The organism is Cupriavidus pauculus (genome assembly GCF_008693385.1).
Lineage (GTDB): Bacteria > Pseudomonadota > Gammaproteobacteria > Burkholderiales > Burkholderiaceae > Cupriavidus > Cupriavidus pauculus_D.
This window is the reverse complement of record NZ_CP044065.1, coordinates 2,586,937-2,606,747: the sequence shown is the minus strand read 5'-3', so window position 1 is coordinate 2,606,747 and position 19,811 is coordinate 2,586,937. Positions and strand designations below refer to the sequence as shown.

Sequence of the window (19,811 nt, the reverse complement as noted above, 5' to 3'; positions counted from 1 at the left end):
AAGCCGAGCCATTGAACCAAGCCGAGCCATTGAAGCGAACGAAGCCTTTGATGCGATCCACGATGCCGATGCACCGCTCCCCCGTTCCCCGTCTGGCCACGCTGGCCGGCGCGCTGCTGCTCGCCCTGTTGTCCGGCTGCGCGGTCGGTCCCGACTACAAGCGGCCCGATGCGCCGACCCCCTCCGCGTTCAAGGAAGCCACGCCCGACATGCCCGCGTGGACCGGCGACTGGAAGACCGCGGAGCCGCAGGATCAGACCGCGCGCGCCGAATGGTGGCGCGTATTCAACGATCCGGACCTCGATATCCTGATGGCGCAGGTCCAGATCTCGAACCAGAACATCAAGGCGGCGGAAGCGCAGTATCGCCAGGCCGCCGGCGCGCTGCAGGCCGCGCGCGCGGGCTTCTTCCCGACGCTCAACGGTTCGGCCAGCGCGTCGCGCTCGGGCAGCAGCACCACCAGCCAGGCCGGCAATATCCGCAATGGGCAGAGCGTCACGCTGTCCGCGGCGTGGGAACTCGATGTGTGGGGCCGCGTGCGGCGGCAGGTGGAAAGCAACCAGGCGAGCGCGCAGGCCAGCGCGGCCGATCTGGCCGCCGTATTGCTGTCCACGCAGTCGACGCTCGCGCAGAGCTATTTCCTGCTGCGCATCGCCGATGCGCAGCGCGCGCTGCTCGATCGCACGGTGAGCGACTATGAACGCTCGCTGCAGCTCGTGCGCAATCAGTACGCGGCGGGCACCGCGCAGCGCTCCGACGTGTTGCAGTCGGAGACGCAGCTCAAGTCCGCGCAGGCGCAGCAGATCGATATCCAGATCACGCGCGCGCAGCTCGAACACGCCATTGCGGTGCTCATCGGTCGGTCGCCGTCCGAGCTGACGATGCATGCGGCCGACTTCGCCACCACGCTGCCGCGCGTGCCGGTCGCGGTGCCTTCGCAGCTGCTCGAGCGCCGGCCCGACATCGGCGCGGCCGAGCGGCGCATGGCTTCCGCCAATGCCGAGATCGGCGTGGCGCAGGCCGCGTACTACCCGACGCTATCGCTGTCGGCCACGGGCGGCCTCACCGCGGCCACGCTCGCGCGCTGGCTGTCGCTGCCCGACCGTATCTGGTCGTTCGGTCCTTCACTGGCCGGTGCGATCTTCGATGGCGGCCTGCGCAGCGCGAACAAGGCACAGGCCGTGGCCGTGTACGACCAGACGGTCGCCAACTACCGGCAGACGGTGCTCAATGCGTTCCAGGAAGTCGAGGACAACCTCGCGGCGGCGCGTCTGCTGGAGCAGGAGTCGGTCGTGCAGAACGACGCGCTGCGCTCCGCGCGCGATGCGCTCGCGCTGGTCAACAACCGCTACAAGGCGGGCACCGCGGCATTGCTCGACGTGCTCACCGCGCAGACAGCGGCCTATACCGCGGAGCGCACCGCGCTGTCGATCACGAGCCGCCAGTACACCACGGCGGTGATCCTGATTGCCGCGCTCGGCGGCGGATGGCATGCGGAAGGGACCGAGATTGCGAGCGAGCCGGCGGCGTCTCCGGCGAGCCCGATCGCGCGCTAAGGCTCAACCCGGCTTTTTCTTCTCGCCGATCCGGCTTTCCTTGCCGGCCAGCAGCTTGGCGATATTCGCGCGGTGGCGCATGATCAGCAGCACGCTGATCACGAAGATCGCGCCCGTCGTGATATCGACGCCGGACATCAGCACGTGGAAGAAGGGCGCGAAGATCGCCGAGACCAGCGCCGCGAGCGACGAGTAGCGGAAGAAGAACGCAATGATCAGCCACGTGGCCAGCGTCGCGAGGCCGAGGATCGGGTCGATCGCGATCAGGATACCGGCCGCCGTGGCCACGCCCTTGCCGCCCGCGAAGCGATGGTAAACGGGGAACAGATGACCGAGGAACACCGCCACCGCCACGAGGGCGATGCCGGCGTCCTGCACGCCGTATGCCGGCCCGAAACGCTGCGCGAGCCAGACCGCGAGCCATCCCTTGAGGCCGTCGCCGATCAGCGTCAGGATGGCGGCCTTCTTGTTGCCGGTGCGCAGCACATTGGTGGCGCCGGGATTGCCCGAGCCGTAGCTGTGCGGATCGGGCAGCCCCATGAGCTTGCTGACCACGACGGCGAAGGACACCGACCCGATCAGGTAGGCGGCGACAGCGAATATCAGATTGACCATTGCGGGGTGTTGGCTGTTTTTGGGCTGGCGCGATTGTAGCGCGCCCGGACGCGGGGCCCGTCAGGAATCAATCGGGCAATGCACATTCGACCGGTTTCGCGCCGAGCACGTCCACCAGCACCTGGGGCGCGAGACTGACGAGGTAGCCGCGCCGCCCGCCGTTGATGTAGATTTTTTCCAGCGCGAGCACCGACGACTCGACGTAGACGGGCAGCTTCTTGCGCGTGCCGAACGGCGACGTACCGCCGACCATGAAGCCGCTGTGGCGCTGCGCCACTTCGGGCTTGCACGGCTGCACGCTCTTGCAGCCGATCTGCCGCGCGAGGTTCTTGGTGGATACCGAACAATCGCCGTGCATCAGCACGATCAGCGGCTGCGCGCGCTCGTCTTCCATCACGAGGGTCTTGACCACGTCATGCTCGGGCACGCCGAGCTGGCGCGCGGACTCGCCCGTGCCGCCGTGATCGACGTAGTCGTAGGGATGCTCGCCGAACGCGATGCGATGCTGCCGCAGGAACTGCGTGGCGGGAGTTTCGGAGATGTGTTTCGCTTTGCTCATGACGGACGATCCGCGGGAGCGGGGTTACCCGCGCGGATGATGTTGCTGGTGCAGCTCGCGCAGGCGCTCGCGCGCGACGTGCGTGTAGATCTGCGTGGTGGAGATATCGGCGTGGCCCAGCAGCAGCTGCACCACGCGCAGATCCGCGCCATGGTTGAGCAGATGCGTGGCGAACGCGTGCCGTAGCGTGTGCGGCGACAGCGGGGCATGGATGCCGGCCTCGCGCGCGTGCTTCTTGATCAGGTGCCAGAACGCCTGCCGCGTCATGCCCTCGCCGCGCTGCGTGACGAACAGCGCGTCGCATGCGCGGCCCGCGAGCAATGCCGGGCGCGATTCGGCGAGGTAGCGGCGCAGCCAGTCGCCGGCCTGCGCGCCGAAGGGCACGAGCCGCTCCTTGTTGCCCTTTCCGCCGACCACGCGCGCCACGCCTTCGTTGAGGCCGACCTCGACCGTCTTCATCTGCGTGAGTTCGGAGACGCGCAGCCCGCTCGCATACATCAGCTCGACCATCGTGCGGTCGCGCAGGCCGAGCGGCGTGCCGGTATCGGGCGCGTCGATCAGCGCTTCCACCTGCGCTTCCGACAGCGTCTTCGGGAAACGCGGCGGCTGCTTGGCGGGCCGCAGCAGCAGGCAGGGATCGGCCTGCACCATGTGCTCGCGCAGTGCCCACTGGAAAAAGCGGCGGAACACCGTCAGCCGCCGGTTGGCCGACGACGCGCGCGTTTCCATATGGCGCGCGGCGAAGTAGGCCGACAGCGACGTGTCGTTGACAGCGAGCAGCGCGCCGTGGTCGTTCTCGTGCAGCCAGCGCGCGAGCATCGACAGGTCGCGGCGATAGGCGTCGATGGTATTGCGCGACAGTCCGTCCTCGAGCCACAGCGCGTCGCAGAAGCGATCGACGAGCGACAGGTCCGACGCCAGCGCGGCGTCATCCACCGGCATGGGCGCGGCGCTCACAGCAGCATCGCGCCTTCGTGGCGCAGCAACCAGCGTTTGACGCCGAGGTGGAAGCCTTCTTCACCGTGATGCGCGAAGCCGCCCAGCCCGGTGGCGCTGACCACGCGATGGCACGGAATCACGACGGGAAACCAGTTCTGCCCGCAGGCCTGGCCCACCGCGCGCGGCACGCTGCGCAGCGCTTTCGCGATGGTGCCGTACGTGGTCAGGCCGCCGCGCGGCACGGCGCAGATTTCGCGCCAGACGCGGCGCTGGAAATCGGTGCCGCGCGCCGCGAGCGGCAGGTCGAACACGAAGCCGGCGTCGGCGTAATACGCATCGAGCTGCGCGGCGACATCGCGCATCAGCGCGCTGGCCGGGGCGATGGCGTCGTACGTATCGGGCAGGTAGACCAGCTCGGCGACGGCATCGCCGTCGGACCGTACGCCGACCTTGCCGAACGGTGCGGGGAGGATGGCATCGAACTGGGCAGTCATGCGGCGGGGCAGGGAATCAAGGCGAAAAAAAAGGCACAGAACGGATTCTATGCCTTTTGTTACCGCATGCCGAAATCAAGGCCCGGTTATTGCTCCAGCTTGATGTTCTGCACCTTGACCAGGTTCTTCATCTTCTCGTATTCCTTCTTGATCTCGGCCGCGTGCTGCGCGGGCGTGTTGCCCGACGGCTCGGCGCCGGCAGCGTGCAGGCGATCCGCGAAGCCCTTGTCCTGCAGCGCCTTCACGACGGCGGCATTGAGCTTGTTGATGATGTCGTCAGGCGTGCCGGCCGGTGCCACCAGGCCGTACCAGGCCGGATCGTTCGGCTCCTTCAGGCCCAGTTCGCCGAAGGTCGGCACATCGGGCAGGCCCTCGATGCGCTTGTTCCATGCGACGACCAGCGGACGCAGCTTGCCGGCCTTGATGTACGGCATCGACGACGGCAGGTTGTCCACCATGATGGGCACCTGTCCCGCGAGCACGTCGTTCAGGGCCGGGCCGGCACCGCGATAGGGGATATGCACGATAAAGGTCTTGGTCGAGACCTTGAACTGCTCGCCGAGCATGTGGCCGAAGCCGCAGGTGCCCGACGAGGCGTACGAGTACTTGCCCGGATTCGCCTTCAGTACCGCGATGAACTCCTTGTAGTCCTTGGCCGGGAAGTTCGGGTTCACGGCGATCACGTTGGCCACGTTCGCGACGTTGGCGATCGGCTTCAGGTCCTTGATCGGGTCGTACGAGAGCTTGGGATTGCAGGCCGGGTTCACCGCCATCGTCGACACGGTCGAGATGCCGATCGTGTAGCCATCGGGCGGGGCCTTCGCGATCGCGTCGGCGCCGATCGAACCGCCGCCACCGGCACGGTTCTCCACCACCACGGGCTGGCCGAGGATCTTGCTCATCTGGTCGGCCACGCCGCGGCCCACGATGTCGGTCGTACCGCCGGGCGCGAACGGGATGATCAGGCGGATCGGCTTGGTCGGGTAGGACTGGGCCTGCACGACGGCCGGCAGCGAAGCCGAGGCGGCGAGTGCGAGGAACAGAGCGGTTTTGCCAGATTGCATGAGAGGGTGTCTCCGGTTTAGATACGTAGGCCGGGCACGGTAATGCCCGGCGGGTAAGCCAGTTGGTATGTCCAGTCGGGTCGCTCAGTCCCCGAGCAGTCCGCGCTTGAGCTCGCGGTCCACGGGGTGTTCGCCCAGGAAGCTGCGCAGCACCGCCTGGTAGAAGTCTTCGCCCGGAATCGGCCTGCCGCGCGGAATGCCATTCATGGCCACGACGGTGCCCGCGTCCGGGGTGAAATCGAGATTGATGATGTCGCCGCGGCGCGCGGTGCCCACCTGGTTCATGGCCTGTGCGAGCTGGGTCATCCGGTCGGACATCATCCTGACCTGCAGCTCGCTGTGGTTCTCGCGCAGGCCGTCGTTGAGGGCCTTTACGAACGTGTCCGATTCCACTTCGCGCAAAGGCCGGATCTGAAGCCGTTTGGGGCCCGGCGTGCCGAGCACCACGGTCGCGTTGCGCGCGCGCTCGGGCAGGTACAGCGCGGCGACGTAGCCCTTCATCACGAATCCGGAGCGCAGGCCCGTGCCGTTGAGCGGGAGCTCCTTGCCGCCGAGCCGCGCCGCGTCGTCGAAGCGCACGCCCTCGATCTCGCCCGCGCCGGCCGGCGGCGCACACAGTGCGAACGCGGCGAACGCCACCGACGCACCCAGCAGGACGGCGCGCAGCGAAACACGGGATGGAAGGCGAAACACAGACAACATGGCTACGGCGGCACGGCGGACGGGTCCTGCACGCGCAAATGTATGCGCAAGCAGACGTCCGAAAACAGGATTCGGCATGCCATCTTGCCCGATCTCTGGAACAATACCCATCCGTATCTGCCCTAAGACGCACTTATAACAATGAGACACACGGCCCCATGTCATCCGCCCTGCTGTTGATTCCAGACTTCAGCCTGATCCTGATCGGCTGGCTGCTGGTGCGGTACTCGCCGTTCGACCGCGCGTTCTGGGCCGGTATCGAACGCCTCGTCTACTTCGTGCTGTTCCCGGCGCTGCTGCTCCAGTCCACCAACAGCGCGACATTCGACTTCTCTTCCACGTCGGCGATGCTCGGCCTGGCGCTGGCCACCACGGCGTTCGGCATGATCGGCGGCTACCTCGTGAAGTGGGTCCTGCGTCCCGACGCCATCGACTTCGCATCGGGCCTGCAGACCGCGTTCCGCTTCAACTCGTATATCGCGCTTGCGATAGCCGCGCGCCTCGGCGGCAACGAGGGGCTCGCGCTGATGGCCATCATCGTCGGCTGCTCGGTACCGCTCTGCAATGTCGTCGCCGTATGGGCGCTCGCGCGGCATGGCGAGTCGCGGCTGTGGCGCGAGCTCGCGCGCAACCCGCTGATCCTCGCCACCGCGGGCGGGCTGCTGACCAACGTGCTGGGCCTCCATCCGCCCGAAGTGGCCGGCATGATCCTCGGCCGGCTCGGCTCCGCCTCGACGGCGCTGGGGCTGATGACGGTCGGCGCGGGCCTGCAGATGGCGGCCGCCTCGTCCACGGTGGGGCCCATGGCGTGGTGGAGCGGTGTGAAGCTGCTGGCGATGCCGGGCTTTGCATGGTGCGTCGGGCGTTATCTGCCGCTGACGACGCTGCAGTATCAGATCGTGGTGCTCTACGCCTCGCTGCCCACGGCGTCCAGCGCGTATATCCTCGCGGTGCGCATGGGCGGCAACGGACCGCTGGTGGCGGCGACGATCTCGGTGATGACGGTCGCGGCGATCGTGACGACGCCGCTCTGGCTCGCGCTGGTCAGCTGACGGGCGTCACGTCCTGCGCGAGCGCCCACTCGATGTGCTCGCGCACGAGTTCGCTCGCATCGTGTCGCCGCGCGTGCAGGGCAGTCCGGATGCGCGCGGCCAGCGCCGCGTCGCCGTGCGCCGCCGATGCCGCGCGCAGGCTGTTGCCGAGGCCCACGGCAAGATTGCGCAGCCAGCGTTCGTGGCCGATGCGGCGGATGGGACTGCCTTCGAGCCGCCGGTTGAACTCCGCTTCCGTCCACAGGAACAGCGCGGCCATGTCCGGCGCGTCGAATCCATTGCGCACGTCGAAGTCCGGCAGCGTCGCACGATGCGCGAACTTGTTCCAGGGACAGGCGAGCTGGCAGTCGTCGCAGCCGTAGACGCGATTGCCCATCGGCGCGCGCAGCGCCTCGGGAATCGCGCCCTTGTGCTCGATGGTCAGGTAAGAAATACAACGCCGCGCGTCCATGCGGTACGGCGCGAGAATCGCCTGCGTGGGGCAGATGTCGATGCAGCGCGTGCACTGGCCGCAGCGGGGCGTCTCGGGCGGGTCCGCGGGCAATGGGATATCGACGAGGATCTCGCCGAGGAAGAACATCGAGCCGCCTTCGCGGTCGAGCAGCAGCGTATGCTTGCCGCGCCAGCCGAGCCCGCCCTGCGCGGCGAGCGCCACCTCCATGACGGGCGCGGAATCCGTGAACACGCGATAGCCGAATGCGCCCAGCGCCTGCTCGATGCGCGACGCCAGCTGCTGCAGCCGGCTGCGCAGGACCTTGTGATAGTCGCGGCCCCGCGCATAGACGGAGATGACGGCCGTGGCCGGATCGTCGAGCCGCGCGAACTCGTGCGCGCGCCAGTTTTCGGGGCTTTCCGCCGGCAGATAGGGCATGCGCGCGACGATCGCGCGCACGGTGCCGGGCACGAGTTCGGCGGGCCGCGCGCGCCGTGTGCCATGGTTCGCCATATAATCCATGTCGCCGTGATGACCGGCCGCGATCCATGCGAGCAATCCCGCTTCCGCGTGGCTCAGATCGACGTCCGCGATGCGTACCGCATCGAAGCCGAGTTCGGCGCCCCATGCACGAATGCGCGTGACGAGCGCCTCCAGCGCGTCCGCACCGACGCTTGTTGCGTCGATAGGGGGGCTGGATCGCTGCGGCGCCGCCGATGTGGCTGGCGCGGGTACGGCTCGCTCGGTCATCCCCGAATTGTACGCAATGCCCCTGCTCGAAGAACGCATCCTCGCGCTACCCGACGAAGCCGCCACCGAACGGTTCGGCGCGGCGCTCGCCGCCGCGGTCCGCACGCTGCCGCCGCGCACGATCCATGTCCAGCTGTCCGGCGACCTCGGCGCGGGCAAGACCACGCTCTCGCGCGCGGTCCTGCGCGCGCTCGGCCATGCCGGCAAGGTCCGCAGCCCGACCTACACGCTGTGCGAGCCCTACGAGGTGGCGCGCGCCGATGGTTCGCCGCTCACTGTCTACCACTTCGACCTGTACCGGTTCGCCGATCCCGAGGAATGGATCGATGCCGGTTTTCGCGACTGTTTTGCCGAGCCCGCGTTCAATCTGGTCGAATGGCCCGAGAAGGCCGGACGCCTGCTCGGGGAACCTGATCTGCATGTGTTGCTCCAATCGGACAGCCGCGGCCAGAATCCGGCGCCGGGCGGCGCCGACGAGGGCGCCGATGCCCGCATGGCCACCCTGCGGGCCTATACTCCCACTGGACTTACGTTGCTGACCGCATGCTGATCAAGCGAATCGCCACCGACCGACCCGATGTTTCGAACGCCCCCGACGGGGTCATGACGGCGCGCCGCAAGTGGATGGCCCAGTGCCTGAAGTTCGGCGCCGGGACGGCCGTCCTCACGCTGGCCGGGCCGCAGATCGCGTTCGGCGCCAATATCGTTGCCGTGCGTGTCTGGCCCGCCGAGGATTACACGCGCGTGACCATCGAGTCCGACAGCGCGCTGGCCGCCTCGCACCAGATGGTGCGCAATCCCGATCGCCTCGTCGTCGATATCGATGGGCTCGACCTTTCGCCCACGCTGCGCGAGATCGTCGCCAAGATCGCGGCCAACGACCCCTATATCCAGAGCGTGCGCGTGGGCCAGAACCGGCCGCGCGTAGTCCGGCTCGTGTTCGACCTCAAGGAAGACGTCTCGCCGCAGGTGTTCACGCTGGCGCCGGTCGGCGACTACCGTAACCGCCTCGTCTTCGACCTGTATCCCGTGAATCCGCCCGATCCGTTATGGAAACTCGTGCGCGATACCGAGGACAAGCAGCGGCGCTTCGCGTCGAGCGAGCCGCCGTCCGGACCTGCGGGCGTGTCGGGCGCGCCGGCGGGTGCCGAGGAAGATGCGATCGGCGCGATCGTGCGCAAGCTCGAGGACAAGGACCAGATTCCCACGGGCACGACGGCCCCGCCGCCCGCTATCGCCGCGGTCAAGCCGAAGCCTGCCACGCCAGCGGCACCCTCCGCGCCGGCCGCGCCCGCGATTCCGCCCCCGATGGCGCAGACCAACGTCCCGCCGCCGAGCCAGTTCAAGCTGCGCCGCCTGCTGACCGTCGCGATCGACCCTGGCCATGGCGGCGAGGATCCCGGCGCCACGGGCGCATCGGGTTCGCACGAGAAGAACGTGGTGCTGCAGATCGCGCATCGGCTGCGCGCGAAGATCGATGCCCAGCCGAACATGCGCGCGATGATGACGCGCGACGCGGACTTCTTCGTGCCACTGAACGTGCGCGTGCAGAAGGCGCGCCGCGTGCAGGCGGACCTTTTCGTGTCGATTCACGCGGACGCGTTCCTGTCGCCCGAGGCGAAGGGCGCGTCGGTGTTCGCGCTGTCGGAGCGCGGCGCGTCGAGCTCGGCCGCGCGCTGGCTGGCCAACAAGGAGAACGCCGCCGATTTGATCGGCGGCGCGAATATGGGCAACAAGGATGCGCAGGTCGCGCGCGTGCTGCTGGACCTGTCCACGACCGCGCAGATCAACGACAGCCTGCAGGTCGGCAACGCGGTGCTCAAGGAGATCGGCGGGATCAACCGCCTGCACAAGGGCAGCGTGGAGCAGGCCTCGTTCGCGGTGCTCAAGGCACCGGACATTCCTTCGATCCTCGTCGAGACCGCCTTCATCAGCAATCCCGAGGAGGAGCGCAAGCTCAACGACGAGGCCCACCAGGAGCAGCTCGCCAACGCGATCCTGCGCGGCATCAAGGCCTACTTCGCGAAGAATCCTCCGCTGGCGAAGGCTCCTTCGGTCTGACGTTACGGCAGCCGCGAGATCAGGCGCGCACCGCGGCGCGGTTGCGCACCGGCTCGTCCTCGCGGTTCGCGTAGCGCGCCGCGATCACCGAGCATACGATCAGCTGGAGCTGGTGATAGACCATCAGCGGCAGCACGAGCAGGCCCAGCGCGGGGTGGCCCGCGAACAGGATCTTGGCCATCGGAATCCCGTTGGCCAGGCTCTTCTTCGAACCGCAGAACACCGCGGTGATCTCGTCCTCGATCGGGAAGTGCAGGCGGCGCGCGGTGAACGTGGTCGCGGCCAGCACCACGAACAGCAGCACGGCCGCCAGCGCCATCACGGCGGCGATCGTCTGCCATTGGTACTGGTGCCACAGGCCGGCCGCGGTCGCATCGCAGAACGACGAATAAACGATCAGCACGATCACGCCGCGATCGATCTTGTTGGTGATCTGCTTCTTCTTCGCGAGCCAGTTGCCGATCAGCGGACGCGCGGCCTGGCCCAGCGCGAACGGCAGCAGCAGCTGCAGCGCCACCCCCATCAGTGCCTTGCCCAGCGGCATCGATGCGCCGCTCGCGCTGATGACGAGGCCCATCAGCAGCGGCGTGAGCGCCATGCCGATCAGGCCCGAGATCGTGGCGTTGAAGATCGCGCCGGGCACGTTGCCGCGCGCCATCGAGGTCATTGCCACCGACGAGGACACCGTGGAGGGCAGCACGCAGAGGTAGAACACGCCCAGCAGCAGATCGGGCGGCAGCACCTGGCGCAGCGAGAGCATCAGGATCACGCCCACCACCGGGAACACGATATACGTGAACGACTGCACGAATGCGTGCAGGCGCCAGTGCTTCGCACCGGCCACGAGCTTTTCGCGCGAGAGCGCGGCGCCGTGCAGGAAGAACACGAGCGCGACGCCGACGTTGGTGACGATGCCGAGGTGCAGCGGGCCGTCACCGGTGCCGATCTCGGGGGCGAGCAGCGCGATCGCGATCGCGGTCAGCATGATCAGGACGAAGCCGTCGATCAGGTCGTAGGTTTTTTTGAAAGGCGCGAGAATGGCGGTGGTCATGACTAGGGATATTGCCTAAGGGTTTCCGCCTAGTATTGGACACAAGACCTGTCTAGAATGCAAATTCATTTATTTCATTCATTAATCTTTCGTTCGCATGAATTACACCCTTCGGCAGTTGCGGGTCTTTCTGGCTGTTGCGGCACATGGAAGCTTCAGCCGGGCTGCCGACGCAGTGGGCCTGACCCAGCCCGCGGTCAGTCGGGGTGTACAAGAGCTTGAAGAAGCACTTGGTGTGCGTCTGCTCGACCGGACGACGCGGGAAGTGGTGCTCACGGATGCGGGTACTGCACTTGTGCCCGCGCTCGAACGGCTGCTGGGCCAGCTCGACGACACGCTCGAGGAAACCCGGCAACTGGGCGAACGGTATCGCGGGCGGGTGGTGATCGCGAGCGCGCCGACCATATCGGCCCGGCTGATGCCGATGTACGTGGCCGCCTGCGCGCGCGAGTATCCCGAAATTCGGTTGTTTATTCGCGACAACGTCCAGGCCGATGGCCTCGAACAGATCCGCGCCGGTGCCGTGGACTTTGGCGTGCTGATCGATCCGATGGCGCGCGAGGGGCTGACGATCGAGTCGCTGGCGACCGATCCGTTCTGCTTCGTCTGCCGCCGCGATCATCCGCTGGCGGGCGCGGAGACCGTGCCATGGAGCGCGCTCCACGGCGAGCGGCTCGCGCTGCTCGACTTTGCTTCGGGCAGCCGCCCGCTGATCGACCGCATTCTGGCGCGGCATGGCGTGACGCCGCAGGTCGTGCAGGAACTCGGGCATTCGGCCAGCGTGTTCGGCATGGTCGAAGCCGGCATCGGTGCGTCGGTGCTGCCGTCGTTCTCGCTGCCGCTGCCGGCCGCCTCGCCGCTGGTGTCGCGTCCGCTCGTGCCGCGCGAGGAGCGCAGCATCGTGATGGTCCGGCGCGAGGACCGCTCGCTGTCGCCCGCGGCCGCGGCGGTCTGGAACATGATCCAGAATCTGCCGATCCCGGCCGAGGCGATGGCGGCCTGATCAGGGGGCCTTGGCCGTCAGCATCATCGTTTCGAGCGAGAAACTGCCGTCGGGTTTGACGCGGTAGCGCTCGACGACCTCGCGCGGGGCCTTCTCCCACAGATAGCGGATGGCCGCGATGGCGACATCGGGGGTGCGCATGCGCGCTACCCAGGTGCCGAACTCGAGGTCGATATGCCAGAGCGGCGCCACCGCGGCGCCGAACCCGGCCGCCTCGAACATCTGTTGCCACACCGTGGGCGAGTAGTCGCGGATATGCGACGGGTCGCGCAGCAGCTCGACCGACTGCAGCCACGTATCGCAGAGCGGATCTTCCGCGCCCGCGATATCGATCATCACGACCGTGCCGCCGGGCTTCAATACACGCCGCATTTCGCGCAGCGCGGCGGGCACGTCGCGCCAGTGATGCGCGCTCATGCGCGAGACCACCGCGTCGAAGCTTGCGTCGGGGAACGGCAGCGTCTCCGCCGCACCCTGCTGCGTGCCGATATTCGCGAGGCCGCGGTCGCGCGCGGCATTGGCGACCACGTCGAGCATTTCCGAAGACAGATCGTAGGCGACGACCTCGCCGGCCACGGCGGCGGCGGCAAAGCCCGCATGGCCCGCGCCGCAGCCGAGATCGAGCACGCGGCCCGTGCGCACCGTCTCCAGCTTGCCGAGTATCTCCTTCAGCTGCGTCAGATCCGCACCCTGGGCGTGGACCGCGCTCGTGAGGTAGGCATTGGCGGTGGCGCCGAACTGGGCGGCGACGAGTTCCTGTTGTTGCATGACGATCGACCTTGTTCTTGTGGGAAGAGGGGCAGGCAGTTGCCGGAGCGGCAACCTTCACGTACTGTAGATGGCCGGTTGTCCCGGTACAACTCACTTGTTTATCCTGGTATAAATCGCACCACCCAATGGACGCCGACGCCCCCTCCAACGCACCTGCCTCCGAACTTCCCTCCGAATTTTCTTCAAAAGACAGCGCGCTCGGGACGTTCCTCCGCAATCATCGCGAGCGGCTGACGCCGGCCGATGTGGGCCTGCCGCCGGGCAGGCGCCGCCGGACGCCGGGACTGCGTCGCGAGGAAGTGGCCCAGCTCGCCGGACTCAGTGCGACGTGGGTGACGTGGCTCGAGCAGGGCCGGCCCGTGGCGATGTCGGCGCGCGCGCTCGACGGGCTCGCGCAGGCCTTGCGGCTTTCGCGGGCCGAACGCGCCTATCTGTTCGCCCTCGCGGGCAAGGCAGAGCCACGCGCGGCGGCCGATCCATCCGTGCCGGCCGCGTTGCTCGAGAGCGTGCAGGCGATCGCGGGCCCCGCGTATCTGCTCGACCGCCAGTGGACGGCGCTGGCCTGGAACGCGGCGGCCGCCGACCTGTTCGTGGGATGGCTCGATGCGGAGAGCGACGATCGCAACCTGCTGCGCGCGATGTTCCTGTCGCCGCGCCTGCAGGCGCGCGTCGAGGACTGGCCGCATCGCGCGGCGCGGCTCGTGGCCGAGTTTCGCGTGCATAGCCTGCGCCATGCGGGCGACGCGCCGACCCGCGCGCTCGTGGCGGGACTGCAGGCGGCAAGTCCTGCGTTTCGGGACGCGTGGGCGTCGCAGGATGTTGAGGAGCGGCAGGGCGGCAGGCGGGGCTTTCACACCGCCACGGGCGAAGGCGCGGGGGCCGCCGTCTACTTCGAGCAGCTGACGTTTATCCCGCCCGCGGCACCCGGAACCATGCTCGTCATGCTGCTGCCCGCGCGGTGACCGGGCCAGGGGAATTATTTCGGCTGCATCCGGATCGCGCCGTCGAGGCGGATCACCTCGCCATTGAGCATCGTGTTGCCGACGATCGCGCGCACGAGCCGCGCATACTCGGCGGGCCGTCCAAGCCGCGGCGGGAACGGCACCATGCGGCCCAGCGCATCCTGGACTTCCTGCGGCATGCCGAGCAGCATCGGCGTCTCGAAGATGCCGGGGGCAATCGTCATGCAGCGCACGCCGTCGCGCGACAGGTCGCGTGCGATGGCCAGCGTCATCGACACCACGCCGCCCTTGGACGCCGCGTATGCGGCCTGCCCGATCTGACCGTCATAGGCGGCCACCGACGCCGTATTCACGATCACGCCGCGCTCGCCCTCGGCGTCCGGCGTGTTCTGCACCATCGCCGCCGCGGCCAGCCGGATCATGTTGAACGTGCCGATCAGGTTGATGCGGATGGTTTTCTCGAACTGGTCGAGCGGATGCGGGCCGTTCTTGCCGACGGTCTTGGCGGCCGTGGCGATGCCCGCGCAGTTCACGAGTCCCGCAAGGCGGCCCATGGCCTGCGCCGCCGTGACCACGGCCTGGCCATTCGCTTCCGAGGTGACATCGCAGCGCACGAACGCGCCGTCGAGCTCCTTGGCCAGCGCGAGACCCGCATTCTCGTTGAGGTCCGCGATCACGACCTTGCCGCCGTGCTCCGCGAACATGCGCGCGGCGCCCGCGCCGAGTCCGGACGCGCCGCCCGTGACGATGAATACGTTGCCCTGGATGTCCATGCCGTCTCTTCCTCTTGTTGTGGGATCGATGTACTTACTTTACGTATACGTCAATTCAAGGCAATTCTACGGCGGCTTCGGTACGACGGAAAGAAAAAAGCGACCCCGAGGGGTCGCTTTTTTTTGCGGGAGGCGCCGGTTACTTGAGCGCTTCGAACACGCTGGCCGTGATCTTGTCCACGTCGCCGAGGCCGGAGATCTTGCGATACTTCGGCGCGGCAACCTTGGCCGTGGCATCGCCGTTGGCGGCCCATCCCGAGTAGTAGTCCACGAGCGGGCGCGTCTGGCTGGCATATACGTCCAGGCGCTTGCGCACGGTCTCTTCCTTGTCGTCGTCGCGCTGGATCAGCGGCTCGCCGGTGACGTCGTCCACATTGGGGACCTTCGGCGGGTTGTACTTGACGTGGTAGGTGCGGCCCGAGGCGGCGTGCACGCGGCGGCCGCTCATGCGCTCGATGATCGCGTCGAACGGCACGTCGATTTCCAGCACGTAGTCGATGGCGACGCCGGCTTCCTTCATGGCCTCGGCCTGCGGAATCGTGCGCGGGAAACCGTCGAACAGGTAGCCCTGGTCGCAGTCGCATTCCTTCAGGCGATCCTTGACCAGACCGATGATGATGTCGTCGGAGACCAGGCCACCCGCGTCCATCACCTTCTTGGCTTCGAGGCCGAGCGGGGTGCCGGCCTTGACGGCGGCGCGCAGCATGTCGCCGGTCGAGATTTGCGGAATGCCAAATTTTTCGCAGATGAATTTGGCTTGCGTGCCTTTGCCGGCGCCGGGAGCGCCCAACAGGATCAAACGCATTTACGGGTCCTCAGAAGTTTTTTGGAATCTGGTAACGCGGGAGACTTCGAAGGAGGGTAACGCCGCAACTTGACGCGGGACTTACGGCAAGGGACACCTGCTGCCATGGGTGATGGCGGAGGGTTCCTGCCGGACGGGCTCGTTCTATCTCCCCACCGAGCCTTGTGCGACGCGCGCTCTCGAGCACGCGGCGCAGGCTCTGTTTCGGCAGGCATTATGCCATGGGCGGCGCGAATTCGGCCTCCGCTTCGGTTGCAGCAGTGTGAACTTAAGTGAAGAGATGCGGTGAGGGGCCTTCCTGCGCCATCCCGGCCGCCCACAGCGCGCGCACGCGCTCGAGGTCGGCGGGCGTATCGACGCCCGGTGCGGGCGCGGCGGCCGTGACCAGTACGCCGATCCGTTCGCCGTGCCACATCGCGCGCAGCTGTTCGAGCGCTTCGGTCTGCTCGAGCGGCGCGGCGGCCAGCGTCGGAAAGCGGCGGAGGAAGCCCGCCCGGTAGGCGTAGAGGCCGATATGGCGCAGCACGGGCATCGACGGCAGCGCGACCTGCGCGCCGGCGGCGGGCTGGGCCGGCACGGCCGACCACGCGTCGCGGGACCACGGGATCGGGGCGCGCGAGAAATACAGCGCGCGGCCCGCGGCGTCGCACACGACCTTGACCACATTCGGGTTGAAGACGTCGGCAATGTCGTGGAGCGGGTGCGCGGCCGTGGCGATCGCGCAGTCCGGATGCGCGGCCAGGTGCAGCGCCACCTCGTCGATCAGCAGCGGGTCGATCAGGGGCTCGTCGCCCTGCACGTTCACGACGATGGCATCGTCGGGGAGGCCGAGCAGCGTGGCCACTTCGGCCAGCCGGTCGGTGCCGGACGGATGGTCGGCGCGCGTGAGCACGGCTTCGACGCCGCGCGCGGCGCAGGCTTCGGCCACGGCGGGCGCGTCGGTGGCCACGACCGTGCGGCGCGCGGACGACGCGTGCGCGCGTTCGGCCACGCGCACGATCATCGGATGGCCGCCGATATCGGCCAGCGGCTTGTCCGGCAGGCGCGTGGAGGCCATGCGCGCCGGAATGACGACGGTGAAGTCCGGAAGGGTCATGACTGCGCGGGGACGATCAGGGGTTGGCGTTGCCGCTCCCGGCGGCCGGCTTGTCGGCGTCGGTGTCGATCACGCGGCCGGGGACCGACTGGCGTGCTTCGTCGGCGAGCATGACGGGAATGCCGTCACGGATCGGATACGCGAGCTTGTCCGCATGGCAGATCAGCTCCTGGGCGGCACGGTTGTACTCCAGCTTGCCCTTGCACAGCGGGCAAACGAGGATCTCAAGCAGCCGGTTGTCCATCCTGGTGTTCCTTGTCTAGGCCGGCCGAACCCGTGGTCACGGGGGTGGCGACAGCCGGCGCGCGCGCCGTCACGGCGCGGCGGATTTTATCGATGAGCCCCGCGTCGATCACGGGCGTGGTGGCGACGACCCAGATGCGCGGGTCGCCATGGTACTCGGAGCGCTCGCATTTTACGGCATCCTTCTCGGTGATCAGGATCACCTCCGCGTCGATGGCGGCCGGATGCGTGGCGAACGGATCTTCGGCGAAGTCGTAATGGTCGGGCAGCGGCAGCGTGGCCGGGTTCAGGCCGGCCTGCCGCAGGCTTGCGAAGAAGCGTTCGGGATTGCCGATGCCCGCGGCCGCGAACACGCGCCGGTCCGCGAACGCCGAGACCGGGCGCGTCATGGTCGGGTCGGACAGTTGCCAGGCCACGTCCAGCTCCAGCCGCATGCCGTAGACATCGGGCTTGTCGGGCGTGGCGCGGAAGTGCGGGTCGTTGATCAGCGTGGCGTCGCGCGGCCGCGACAGCGGCTCGCGCAGCGGGCCGGCCGGCAGCAGCAGGCCGTTGCCGCCCATGCGGCCGTCGAACATCACGATCTCGAAGTCGCGCTGCAGGCGGTAGTGCTGCAGGCCGTCGTCGAGCAGCAGCACGTTGACGCCGGGGTGCGAGACCAGCATCGTCTGCGCGCACAGCGCGCGGTCCGGGAACACCCACACGGGCACCTCGGTGGCGCGCGCGATCAGCAGCGGTTCGTCGCCGACGTCCGCCGCGTTCGAATTGGGTTTGACGCGGCGCGGGTGCGTGAGCTTGACGCCATAGCCGCGCGACACCACGCCCGGGCGCAGCCCCGCTTCGACGAGCGCCTGCGCGAGCGCGATCACGGCCGGTGTCTTGCCGGTGCCGCCCACCGTGACGTTGCCGACCACCACCACCGGCATCGGCAGCCGCGTCGAGCGGAACCAGCCATGCAGATAGCCGTAGCGGCGCACGCGCGCGATCAGGCCGAACAGCAGCGAGAACGGCAGCATCAGCCAGGCGAACCAGCCGCGGCGTTGCCACTGGTCGGTGACAAAGGCGGCGAGGGCGTGTCGGGGTGCGGGCATTGGGGAAAGGTCGGGCAGTGCGGTCAGAAGCGGCAATGCCCGCATGGTACAACGACGCCGAGCCGATGGCCGCCCGGGGCCGGGCGGATCAGCGCGGCTGCGCGCTCTGCGTGGCGAAGGTCAGGCGCGACAGGCCCGCGACGCGCGCGGCCTCCATCACGTTGATCACCGCCTGGTGCGTGGCCTGTGCATCGGCATTGACGATGACGACGGGCGGCGGCCCGTTGCCCGTGGGGCCGGCCGCATGACGCAGCTGGTCCGCGAGGCTCGTCACATCCTTCTGCTCGAGCACCTGCTTGTTGACCGAATAAACGCCGCGCGAGGACACCGAGACCACGATCTCGCTGGGCCGTTGCTGGGCGCGTTCGGCGTCGGCGGTCGGCAGCTGGATCTGCAGCTCGGTAAAGCGCGAATAGGTGGTCGTGATCATCAGGAAGATCAGGATCACGAGCAGGACGTCGATGAGCGGGATCAGGTTGATCTCCGGCTCCTCGCGCCGCTGGCGGGAACGGAAGTGCATGGCGTGCTCCCGCGCGCTTACGAACGCCGTTGCGGCAGGATGGCGTCGAGGAACGTGGTCGCGCGGAATTCCAGCTCGGCCACGTAGTCGTCCACGCGGCGGCGGAAGTAGCGCCAGAAGATCAGCGCGGGAATCGCCACGATCAGGCCGAACGCCGTGTTGTAGAGCGCGACCGAGATGCCATGTGCCAGCTGCTCCGGATTGGCGCCCGTGCCGTTCTGGTTGCCAAAGATCTCGATCATGCCGATCACGGTGCCGAGCAGGCCCATCAGCGGCGCCACCGAAGCGATGGTGCCCAGCGCGTTCAGGTAACGTTCGAGGTCATGGGCGACGGCACGGCCCGCTTCCTCGACCACGTCCTTGGCGGCATCGCGCGAGGTATGCGGCTGCAGCACGACGTGGCGCAGGCCGGCGGCCAGGATACGGCCGAGCGGAGAATTCTTCTCGAGGTTGTTGACGACCTCGGGCGTGGCGCGGCGCTGTTGCGCGGCGGACAGCGCTTCGTCGTATAACTTCGGCGGCAGCACCTTGCTGCGCTTCAGCGACAGGAAACGTTCGACGATCAGCGCCAACGCGATGACCGAGGCGAGCAGCAGCGGCCAGATCGGCCAGCCGGCCGCTTGAATGATGGAAAACACGTGGACCCCCGATTCGACTAGCCGACGACAGATCGACTAAAAAACAGACCCGAAACACAGCAGACCTAGGCAGCCTTTGATGCGTGCTGCCCAACGGCGGCGCGCAGCGGCGTGCTCGAAAAAATCAGGCGCCACTCTACCCCGCGCGTTCGCGCGCGGCAAGCCGCTCTCGGCGCCTGTGGCTTTCCACAGACGGGCAGGACAGCACTGTGGACCGCTTGTGGATACGCGCCGGATAGATGCGCTAAGTCGTTGATCGTAAAGGGTGTCGCGCGGGCTGCCCGAAAAATGGGCACCGCATCCGCGCTGCCCCGAACCCCGCGGTATCCACACGGGAGCGGGACAGGATTGTGGATCGGTTGTGGACAGGTTGCGCAAAACTGACTCAACCCGTTGATTGCAAAGGAAGAAACTTGCGTTGCCCAAAAAACGGGCAGTGCGGTCCCGGTTGACGGCCGGGCGAGTGTGTCGACACTGTGACGAATTTCCACATTCCTGCGGGACAGTCTTGTGGACGGGTTGTGGACAAATACCGGACAGGGTATCTAACCCCTTGTTTTGTAAAGGCGAATCGATCTCTGCCTAAAAAACAGGCAAATCGGGCCGAAACGCCAGTGTGGCCCTCGCCCACGCATC

At 67.6% G+C, this 19,811-nt stretch carries 22 protein-coding genes; 6 read left to right on the top strand and 16 right to left on the bottom strand.

All coding sequences use genetic code 11. From position 1 onward, the window contains the following. Nucleotides 1-62: 62 nt before the first annotated feature. A complete protein-coding gene (locus FOB72_RS11940) occupies nucleotides 63-1,556 on the top strand; it encodes an efflux transporter outer membrane subunit (protein WP_150373877.1) in 1,494 nt (497 codons plus the stop codon). Between the two features lie 3 nt (nucleotides 1,557-1,559). Here FOB72_RS11940 and plsY read toward each other — a convergent pair whose 3' ends face one another. From plsY to FOB72_RS11910, 6 genes are all read right to left on the bottom strand, one after another. Further along, complete coding sequence (plsY, locus tag FOB72_RS11935; RefSeq protein ID WP_150372712.1) at nucleotides 1,560-2,171, bottom strand: glycerol-3-phosphate 1-O-acyltransferase PlsY; 612 nt, start codon at nucleotides 2,169-2,171, stop codon at nucleotides 1,560-1,562. Nucleotides 2,172-2,238: 67 nt separating this feature from the next. After that, complete coding sequence (locus FOB72_RS11930) at nucleotides 2,239-2,730, bottom strand: aminoacyl-tRNA deacylase (protein WP_150372711.1); 492 nt, start codon at nucleotides 2,728-2,730, stop codon at nucleotides 2,239-2,241. Nucleotides 2,731-2,754: 24 nt separating this feature from the next. Next, nucleotides 2,755-3,672, bottom strand: a complete 918-nt coding sequence (gene xerD, locus FOB72_RS11925) for a site-specific tyrosine recombinase XerD (RefSeq protein WP_150373876.1) — start codon at nucleotides 3,670-3,672, stop codon at nucleotides 2,755-2,757. Between the two features lie 11 nt (nucleotides 3,673-3,683). After that, complete coding sequence (locus FOB72_RS11920) at nucleotides 3,684-4,163, bottom strand: methylated-DNA--[protein]-cysteine S-methyltransferase (RefSeq protein ID WP_150372710.1); 480 nt, start codon at nucleotides 4,161-4,163, stop codon at nucleotides 3,684-3,686. Nucleotides 4,164-4,249: 86 nt separating this feature from the next. Then, nucleotides 4,250-5,227, bottom strand: a complete 978-nt coding sequence (locus FOB72_RS11915) for a tripartite tricarboxylate transporter substrate binding protein BugE (protein ID WP_150372709.1) — start codon at nucleotides 5,225-5,227, stop codon at nucleotides 4,250-4,252. A gap of 84 nt (nucleotides 5,228-5,311) precedes the next feature. Continuing rightward, nucleotides 5,312-5,929, bottom strand: a complete 618-nt coding sequence (locus FOB72_RS11910; RefSeq protein ID WP_150372708.1) for a chalcone isomerase family protein — start codon at nucleotides 5,927-5,929, stop codon at nucleotides 5,312-5,314. A 158-nt stretch (nucleotides 5,930-6,087) separates the two neighbouring features. Here FOB72_RS11910 and FOB72_RS11905 point away from each other — a divergent pair, with 158 nt between their 5' ends. Then, nucleotides 6,088-6,981, top strand: coding sequence for an AEC family transporter (locus FOB72_RS11905; RefSeq protein ID WP_150372707.1), 894 nt, complete (start codon nucleotides 6,088-6,090; stop codon nucleotides 6,979-6,981). On the opposite strand, the gene queG is transcribed toward FOB72_RS11905, so the two are convergent. After that, nucleotides 6,974-8,164, bottom strand: a complete 1,191-nt coding sequence (queG, locus tag FOB72_RS11900) for a tRNA epoxyqueuosine(34) reductase QueG (protein WP_150372706.1) — start codon at nucleotides 8,162-8,164, stop codon at nucleotides 6,974-6,976. The two genes, FOB72_RS11905 and queG, sit on opposite strands and share 8 nt — an antisense overlap. A 16-nt stretch (nucleotides 8,165-8,180) precedes the next feature. Here queG and tsaE point away from each other — a divergent pair, with 16 nt between their 5' ends. Together tsaE and FOB72_RS11890 are read left to right on the top strand one after the other, a co-directional pair. Further along, nucleotides 8,181-8,714: a tRNA (adenosine(37)-N6)-threonylcarbamoyltransferase complex ATPase subunit type 1 TsaE gene (tsaE, locus tag FOB72_RS11895; RefSeq protein ID WP_150372705.1), complete on the top strand. Its 534-nt coding sequence runs from the start codon at nucleotides 8,181-8,183 to the stop codon at nucleotides 8,712-8,714. Then, nucleotides 8,708-10,225, top strand: coding sequence for an N-acetylmuramoyl-L-alanine amidase (locus FOB72_RS11890; protein WP_150372704.1), 1,518 nt, complete (start codon nucleotides 8,708-8,710; stop codon nucleotides 10,223-10,225). Before tsaE ends, FOB72_RS11890 begins: the two co-directional genes overlap by 7 nt. A gap of 19 nt (nucleotides 10,226-10,244) precedes the next feature. Here FOB72_RS11890 and FOB72_RS11885 read toward each other — a convergent pair whose 3' ends face one another. After that, nucleotides 10,245-11,276: a bile acid:sodium symporter family protein gene (locus FOB72_RS11885; protein ID WP_150372703.1), complete on the bottom strand. Its 1,032-nt coding sequence runs from the start codon at nucleotides 11,274-11,276 to the stop codon at nucleotides 10,245-10,247. Between the two features lie 97 nt (nucleotides 11,277-11,373). Between FOB72_RS11885 and FOB72_RS11880 the strand changes: the two genes are divergently transcribed. Then, nucleotides 11,374-12,279 carry a LysR family transcriptional regulator gene (locus FOB72_RS11880; protein WP_150372702.1) on the top strand — a complete coding sequence of 302 codons (906 nt, stop codon included), beginning with the start codon at nucleotides 11,374-11,376 and terminating at the stop codon, nucleotides 12,277-12,279. Here FOB72_RS11880 and FOB72_RS11875 read toward each other — a convergent pair whose 3' ends face one another. After that, nucleotides 12,280-13,047 (bottom strand): class I SAM-dependent methyltransferase, encoded by a 768-nt coding sequence (locus tag FOB72_RS11875; protein WP_150372701.1) that lies wholly within the window; start codon nucleotides 13,045-13,047, stop codon nucleotides 12,280-12,282. 128 nt (nucleotides 13,048-13,175) lie between these two features. On the opposite strand from FOB72_RS11875, the gene FOB72_RS11870 reads away from it, so the two are divergent. Next, nucleotides 13,176-14,012, top strand: coding sequence for a helix-turn-helix transcriptional regulator (locus tag FOB72_RS11870; RefSeq protein WP_150372700.1), 837 nt, complete (start codon nucleotides 13,176-13,178; stop codon nucleotides 14,010-14,012). 14 nt (nucleotides 14,013-14,026) lie between these two features. Here FOB72_RS11870 and FOB72_RS11865 read toward each other — a convergent pair whose 3' ends face one another. From FOB72_RS11865 to FOB72_RS11835, 7 genes are all read right to left on the bottom strand, one after another. Continuing rightward, on the bottom strand, nucleotides 14,027-14,785 hold the full coding sequence (locus FOB72_RS11865) for an SDR family NAD(P)-dependent oxidoreductase (protein WP_150372699.1): 759 nt from the start codon (nucleotides 14,783-14,785) through the stop codon (nucleotides 14,027-14,029). Between the two features lie 139 nt (nucleotides 14,786-14,924). Then, nucleotides 14,925-15,590, bottom strand: coding sequence for an adenylate kinase (gene adk, locus FOB72_RS11860; protein ID WP_150372698.1), 666 nt, complete (start codon nucleotides 15,588-15,590; stop codon nucleotides 14,925-14,927). A gap of 268 nt (nucleotides 15,591-15,858) precedes the next feature. Then, the gene (gene kdsB / locus FOB72_RS11855; RefSeq protein WP_150372697.1) at nucleotides 15,859-16,686 is read right to left on the bottom strand and encodes a 3-deoxy-manno-octulosonate cytidylyltransferase; all 828 of its coding nucleotides are present in this window, start codon (nucleotides 16,684-16,686) and stop codon (nucleotides 15,859-15,861) included. Nucleotides 16,687-16,702: 16 nt separating this feature from the next. After that, nucleotides 16,703-16,930: a Trm112 family protein gene (locus FOB72_RS11850; RefSeq protein WP_150372696.1), complete on the bottom strand. Its 228-nt coding sequence runs from the start codon at nucleotides 16,928-16,930 to the stop codon at nucleotides 16,703-16,705. Beyond that, a complete protein-coding gene (gene lpxK, locus FOB72_RS11845) occupies nucleotides 16,911-18,017 on the bottom strand; it encodes a tetraacyldisaccharide 4'-kinase (RefSeq protein WP_150372695.1) in 1,107 nt (368 codons plus the stop codon). The genes FOB72_RS11850 and lpxK overlap by 20 nt, the downstream gene beginning before the upstream one ends. An 88-nt stretch (nucleotides 18,018-18,105) precedes the next feature. Beyond that, entirely contained in the window at nucleotides 18,106-18,537 is a 432-nt protein-coding gene (locus tag FOB72_RS11840; RefSeq protein ID WP_150372694.1) for an ExbD/TolR family protein, read from the bottom strand. Nucleotides 18,538-18,554: 17 nt separating this feature from the next. Beyond that, nucleotides 18,555-19,175, bottom strand: a complete 621-nt coding sequence (locus FOB72_RS11835; protein ID WP_150372693.1) for a MotA/TolQ/ExbB proton channel family protein — start codon at nucleotides 19,173-19,175, stop codon at nucleotides 18,555-18,557. Nucleotides 19,176-19,811 lie beyond the last annotated feature (636 nt).

Excerpts from the sequence above, each read along its gene's own strand:
- FOB72_RS11940 (WP_150373877.1), top strand. The coding sequence starts at position 63 with ATGCCGATGCACCGCTCCCCCGTTCCCCGTCTGGCCACGCTGGCCGGC.
- plsY (WP_150372712.1), bottom strand. The coding sequence starts at position 2,171 with ATGGTCAATCTGATATTCGCTGTCGCCGCCTACCTGATCGGGTCGGTG.
- FOB72_RS11930 (WP_150372711.1), bottom strand. The coding sequence starts at position 2,730 with ATGAGCAAAGCGAAACACATCTCCGAAACTCCCGCCACGCAGTTCCTG.
- xerD (WP_150373876.1), bottom strand. The coding sequence starts at position 3,672 with ATGCCGGTGGATGACGCCGCGCTGGCGTCGGACCTGTCGCTCGTCGAT.
- FOB72_RS11920 (WP_150372710.1), bottom strand. The coding sequence starts at position 4,163 with ATGACTGCCCAGTTCGATGCCATCCTCCCCGCACCGTTCGGCAAGGTC.
- FOB72_RS11915 (WP_150372709.1), bottom strand. The coding sequence starts at position 5,227 with ATGCAATCTGGCAAAACCGCTCTGTTCCTCGCACTCGCCGCCTCGGCT.
- FOB72_RS11910 (WP_150372708.1), bottom strand. The coding sequence starts at position 5,929 with ATGTTGTCTGTGTTTCGCCTTCCATCCCGTGTTTCGCTGCGCGCCGTC.
- FOB72_RS11905 (WP_150372707.1), top strand. The coding sequence starts at position 6,088 with ATGTCATCCGCCCTGCTGTTGATTCCAGACTTCAGCCTGATCCTGATC.
- queG (WP_150372706.1), bottom strand. The coding sequence starts at position 8,164 with ATGACCGAGCGAGCCGTACCCGCGCCAGCCACATCGGCGGCGCCGCAG.
- tsaE (WP_150372705.1), top strand. The coding sequence starts at position 8,181 with ATGCCCCTGCTCGAAGAACGCATCCTCGCGCTACCCGACGAAGCCGCC.
- FOB72_RS11890 (WP_150372704.1), top strand. The coding sequence starts at position 8,708 with ATGCTGATCAAGCGAATCGCCACCGACCGACCCGATGTTTCGAACGCC.
- FOB72_RS11885 (WP_150372703.1), bottom strand. The coding sequence starts at position 11,276 with ATGACCACCGCCATTCTCGCGCCTTTCAAAAAAACCTACGACCTGATC.
- FOB72_RS11880 (WP_150372702.1), top strand. The coding sequence starts at position 11,374 with ATGAATTACACCCTTCGGCAGTTGCGGGTCTTTCTGGCTGTTGCGGCA.
- FOB72_RS11875 (WP_150372701.1), bottom strand. The coding sequence starts at position 13,047 with ATGCAACAACAGGAACTCGTCGCCGCCCAGTTCGGCGCCACCGCCAAT.
- FOB72_RS11870 (WP_150372700.1), top strand. The coding sequence starts at position 13,176 with ATGGACGCCGACGCCCCCTCCAACGCACCTGCCTCCGAACTTCCCTCC.
- FOB72_RS11865 (WP_150372699.1), bottom strand. The coding sequence starts at position 14,785 with ATGGACATCCAGGGCAACGTATTCATCGTCACGGGCGGCGCGTCCGGA.
- adk (WP_150372698.1), bottom strand. The coding sequence starts at position 15,590 with ATGCGTTTGATCCTGTTGGGCGCTCCCGGCGCCGGCAAAGGCACGCAA.
- kdsB (WP_150372697.1), bottom strand. The coding sequence starts at position 16,686 with ATGACCCTTCCGGACTTCACCGTCGTCATTCCGGCGCGCATGGCCTCC.
- FOB72_RS11850 (WP_150372696.1), bottom strand. The coding sequence starts at position 16,930 with ATGGACAACCGGCTGCTTGAGATCCTCGTTTGCCCGCTGTGCAAGGGC.
- lpxK (WP_150372695.1), bottom strand. The coding sequence starts at position 18,017 with ATGCCCGCACCCCGACACGCCCTCGCCGCCTTTGTCACCGACCAGTGG.
- FOB72_RS11840 (WP_150372694.1), bottom strand. The coding sequence starts at position 18,537 with ATGCACTTCCGTTCCCGCCAGCGGCGCGAGGAGCCGGAGATCAACCTG.